Raw genomic sequence first — 4,973 nt, 5'->3', positions numbered from 1 at the left:
TAATATAATCATAACTTACAAGTTTTGATTATGAAAAATACTCATTGGAAATTCAATACTTTGAGCATGGTCATAACTGGTAATCATAAATGACTATAAAATTTATACATCAAGGAGCAAAATATGATTTACGGATACGCAAGAGTTAGTACTAAATCTCAAGAAGATAACACTAGCTTAGAAAATCAAATAAAAATATTGAAAGAAAATAACTGCAATGAAATTTTTAAAGAAGTACATACTGGAGCTACAATGGAAAGACCTAAATTTATAGAGCTAGAGAAAAAATTATGCTCAGGAGATACTTTAGTTATCACTAAACTGGATAGGTTTACAAGAAGCACAGAAAAAGGAATTAGCAAGATAAAAGAACTGGCCGAAAGAGGTATCAAAGTAAATATACTAAATATGGGTGTTGTGGACTTGTCTAATGCCATGGGAAAGATGATGTTTACTATATTATGTGCATTTTCGGAGTATGAGAAAGACTGTATCGTTGAGAGGATGAAAGAAGGCAAAGCAATTGCAAAACAAAATCCAAATTTTAGGGAAGGTCGAAAAAAAGTACATAAAGATGAGAAAGTAAAGCATGCTCTAGACTTATTAAAAACTAATACCTATAAACAGGTTGAATCTATGACTGGCATAAGCGTAGCTACATTGGTTAGAGCGAAGCGTAAAGAAAAAGAAAGAAATCTATAATTTATTTTGAGAAGGACTGACATGAATGGCATTAATAAATAAAACTATTTATCCCAAATTAAAAAAGGTATTAACCCAAGAAGAATTATCTAAATTCTTCACACCGACAGAAGATGAAATAACATTTGTTAAATCTGAAGTTAAAGGAGATTTAAATGTATTTTCATTCTTGATTTATCTAAAAACCTTTCAAGCTCTAAATTATTTCCCTATGGTAGATGAAATTCCAATAAGTTTAATTAGGCATATGAAGGAAATATTGCATATTAGAAAAAAGATAAAACCTGAATTTAAAGAAAGGTCTATCACTAGATATAAAAAAAGTATAAGAAATTATTTAAATGTAATCTCGGATAGAGATATAATTCTAGAATTAACTAATGATGCTGTAAGTGAATATGAACCAACGCTTGAAAATATTGAAGATGTATTTAATGCAGTTTTAGAAAAATTAATTAAGAATAATTGTGAACTTCCTGCATTTTCAATACTTGAAAGGTCTATAAAGTCAAAGCAAAATGAAATTAATAATAAAATATTTAAATATATTTCAGATAATCTTAGTCAACAACAGAAAGATTTATTAGATGGTATATTGAAATCTACAGATAGCAATTTTACTAACTTTAATTATATAAAAGAGCTACCTAAGAGCCCTAGTTTAACGAATATAAAAGCAGTTCAGACTAATTATAATTATTTAAAAGAAATAAATATAGGTGAATTTCTTATAAATACAATACCTCCTTCTAAAGTTAATAAGTTTACAACCTTAGCAAACTCTTTAACAGCTCCAGAAATAAGAAAGTTTTCAGATGACAAAAGATATACAATCATGATTTGCTTTATATATAAAAGCTTTATAAAAACTGGTGATGATTTAATAACGATGCTTACTAAAAGAATTAGTAAAATGCATAGTAAAGCAAAGGATGATATGAAAGAAACTACAGAAAATCAACGTTCAAAGTCTGAAAATGCAGTAAGTATACTTCATCAGATATTACTTCTACCACAAGAATTAAGAGGAGTAGATTTTGAAAAAAATGTGAAATCTATCATTGAAAAAGAAGGTGGTCATAGCAATTTACTGAGTGATTGCGAGGTACTAACTGCATATCACAATAATAACTACTATCCGCTACTACCTAAGCGTTTTAAGAGCCACAGAAAGACTTTATTTGAAATAATTAAGATGTTACCTATAAGGTCTAGTAATAAAGATAGCTCTCTTATGAAAGCAATCGAATATTTATTGAGTTGTGAAAATAAAAAATCAGACTATATAGATGCAAGTGTAGACTTATCTTTTGCTAGTGAAAAGTGGAGAAAATTTGTAATTACAAAAAATAATAAAACCGAAGTTTTTATAAGAAAGCATTTTGAGATATGTATATTCTCATATATTTCATCTGAATTTAAAACTGGAGATTTATGTGCTGAGTTTTCTGAGGAATATGCAGACTATAGAAAACAGCTATTGCCTTGGAATGATTGTATACCAATACTTAATGATTATTGTAATGAAATGAACTTACCTAACAATCCTAAAGATTTTATTGAAAGTTTAAAATCTCAATTGGATAATAAGGCTAAAGATGTAGATAAAAACTATCCTAAAAATAGTGAAATAGTTATACATCCAGATGGTGAGGTTGTTCTAAAGAAGAAAAAGAGTACTAGAAACCTAATTAAAATAAAGGAATTTAAAAGGGTTCTTGAGGATAAAATGACTGAACGTAATATAGTAGAATCTATTTGTAAAGTTGAGAAGCATCTAAACTTCACAAAACACTTCGGACCTTTGTCAGGTTCTGAACCTAAGTTGTCAGATGCTCCATCTAGATATGTGCTTCTAACATTTGGATATGGCTCTAACTTGGGTCCTGCACAGACTTCTAAGCATGTTAAAGGCTCTATTACTCCAAGAGAAATACAGTTTACCAATCAAAGGCATATAACCTCTGAAAAGTTAGAAAAAGCGATGGTTGATGTAATTAATGAATATAATAAATTACCAATTCCTAAACTATGGGGTGATGTAAATACAGTATCAGCAGATGGTACAAAATTAGATTTGTATGATGAAAATTTACTTTCAGAATATCATATTAGATATGGTGGCTACGGAGGAATCGCTTATAACCATGTATCAGATAGATACATAGCTCTATTTAGTCATTTTATACCATGTGGAGTATGGGAAGCAGTTTATATAATAGATGGTTTACTTAAAAATAAATCTGATATTCAACCAGATACAGTACATGCAGATACTCAAGGTCAATCTGTTACAGTGTTTGCACTTACTCACCTTCTAGGTATTAAGCTAATGCCTAGAATAAGAAACTGGAAAGACCTAAAGTTTTATAGACCATATAAAGAATCAAGGTATAATCATATAGATTCATTATTTAAAGATACTATAAATTGGGATATTATAGAGACTCATTTTGAAGACTTGATGCAGATTGTATTGTCTATTAAGTCAGGTAAAATACTACCATCAACTCTACTTAGAAAATTAAATAACTACAGTAAGAAAAATAGACTGTTCCAGGCGTTTAGAGAGCTTGGAAACGTAGTTAGGACTATTTATTTACTTGAATTTATTTCAAATATTAGATTAAGGGAGAAAATCACTGAAAGTACTAATAAAACTGAAGCATACAATGCTTTTATGAAGTGGATTTTATTTGGAGGAGATGGTGTTATTCGTGAAAATGACTTAGATGAACAAACTAAAGTTGTTAAATATAATGAGCTTTTAGCAAATATATTAATATTCCAAAATACCGTTGATATGATGGATGCAATTAAGAAATTGAATAGTGATGGAATTGAAGTATCAAAAGAAGATATAAAAAATCTAAGTCCCTATTTAACAAGTCATATAAAGAGGTTTGGAGAGTATACGATAGATTTAGATAGTGAAGTTGAACCTATACTAAGTTTTGAAGTGGACAAATTTTTAAAATAAAAAAACACGTGTAAGTCGGTCATACCAATAGATTCAAATCTAAGTGGCCGATTTTTACACGTATGTCGTCCTCCCCCCATGTAGGGGATTTATCAGGAAAAGATATAAATGATATTGGAGAAATACTTACTAAGACTTATAAAAGCAAAAACTCTAAAACTATATCAGTTGATAAAGCTACATTAGATAGTATTGTAAATAGAATGAGTATAGGAGACTACGTAGTTGTACCTGATGATGAATATGTATATATAGGAGAGATAGTTACAGATTATAGATATGATAAAAGTAAAGCTACAGGTGATGGATATCCTCATCAGAGAGGGATTAAATGGATTAACAATCCAATATTGAGAAATGATTTAACATTAGATTTAAGAAGTTCTTTGAAATCACCAAGAACAAGTGCTGAATTAACTCATAGATATAAAGATATTCAGATTGCACTTGGAGAAGTTACAGAGGATAAAGTAGAAGAAAAAGAATTTATAACTGTTGAGTATCCAATAAGACCAGATGTAAAGGTAAAAATAGAAATTCCTAAAGATTTAAAAAAATCAGAGTCTGAAAGAGTAGGGGAGTTTATAAAGACTATATTCTTTGATGAAGCTGAGTAAGTTAAAGTCTTTTAAGAACTTTAATATTAAATTTATATAAAGAGGTGGAGTATATGGATTTATTAAGTAGAGCAATAGGGAGATTAGAAACACTAGAAAGTGGATTTATATTTATATTAGAAGATTTAATGACAAAACAAGAGTGGTTAAATTTACAAAGCTTAAAACAAACACATAGCTTAGGTAGAAAATTCAAGAAAGTTGTAGATTTAAAGGTACTATCTGTAGAGGCACTTCCTGATAATGGTGGAACTCAAAGATATAAAAAAATATAGTAAATTTAAAGTACCGTTAGAGTGTAACGGTACTTTTTAATGTTTGTAGTAAATAGATAGCATATTTCTAAAAAAGTGACCAAAGTTTGATTAAATAAAAAAATATTGCCGAAGCTAGTAATACCAAGGTATTCAAAATCAAGTGGCCGATTTTTACACGTATATCGTCCTCCCGGTGAAAATAATCAAACCGTTGCAATCAGAAGGCAAAATTGCCTTAACGTGTGAAATCCGCATTTTCCTGACGCTACTATAGCAATGTATTTAAATTAATGAAAAGAAGCTTAGGTGAACATACTGATATTACTTATATCAAAGCACTTGTGACTCAAATTTACGGAAAAAACACAGGTATAAAAATATTACCAAAGATAGTAGCTGCAATAGCTATAAAATCAA

4 protein-coding genes are annotated in these 4,973 nt (G+C 29.2%); all 4 read left to right on the top strand.

Features of this window, described 5'->3' with window-relative positions; translation table 11 throughout:
* The first annotated feature begins 123 nt into the window (after positions 1-123).
* The 4 genes from ACRC03_RS08330 to ACRC03_RS08315 all read left to right on the top strand — a co-directional run bounded on the left by ACRC03_RS08330 (position 124) and on the right by ACRC03_RS08315 (position 4,574).
* Positions 124-702 carry a recombinase family protein gene (locus ACRC03_RS08330; RefSeq protein ID WP_438652102.1) on the top strand — a complete coding sequence of 193 codons (579 nt, stop codon included), beginning with the start codon at positions 124-126 and terminating at the stop codon, positions 700-702.
* Positions 703-727: 25 nt separating this feature from the next.
* Complete coding sequence (locus ACRC03_RS08325; protein ID WP_438652101.1) at positions 728-3,682, top strand: Tn3 family transposase; 2,955 nt, start codon at positions 728-730, stop codon at positions 3,680-3,682.
* A gap of 62 nt (positions 3,683-3,744) precedes the next feature.
* Positions 3,745-4,299 (top strand): hypothetical protein, encoded by a 555-nt coding sequence (locus tag ACRC03_RS08320; protein ID WP_438652100.1) that lies wholly within the window; start codon positions 3,745-3,747, stop codon positions 4,297-4,299.
* A 53-nt stretch (positions 4,300-4,352) separates the two neighbouring features.
* A complete protein-coding gene (locus tag ACRC03_RS08315) occupies positions 4,353-4,574 on the top strand; it encodes a DUF1413 domain-containing protein (protein ID WP_438652099.1) in 222 nt (73 codons plus the stop codon).
* Positions 4,575-4,973 lie beyond the last annotated feature (399 nt).

Origin of the sequence: Romboutsia sp. (genome assembly GCF_051659545.1) — a bacterium.
Taxonomy (GTDB): Bacteria; Bacillota; Clostridia; order Peptostreptococcales; family Peptostreptococcaceae; genus JBOFOR01.
Note: the sequence above shows the minus strand (reverse complement) of the source record. Positions and strands in the feature narration are given on the sequence as shown.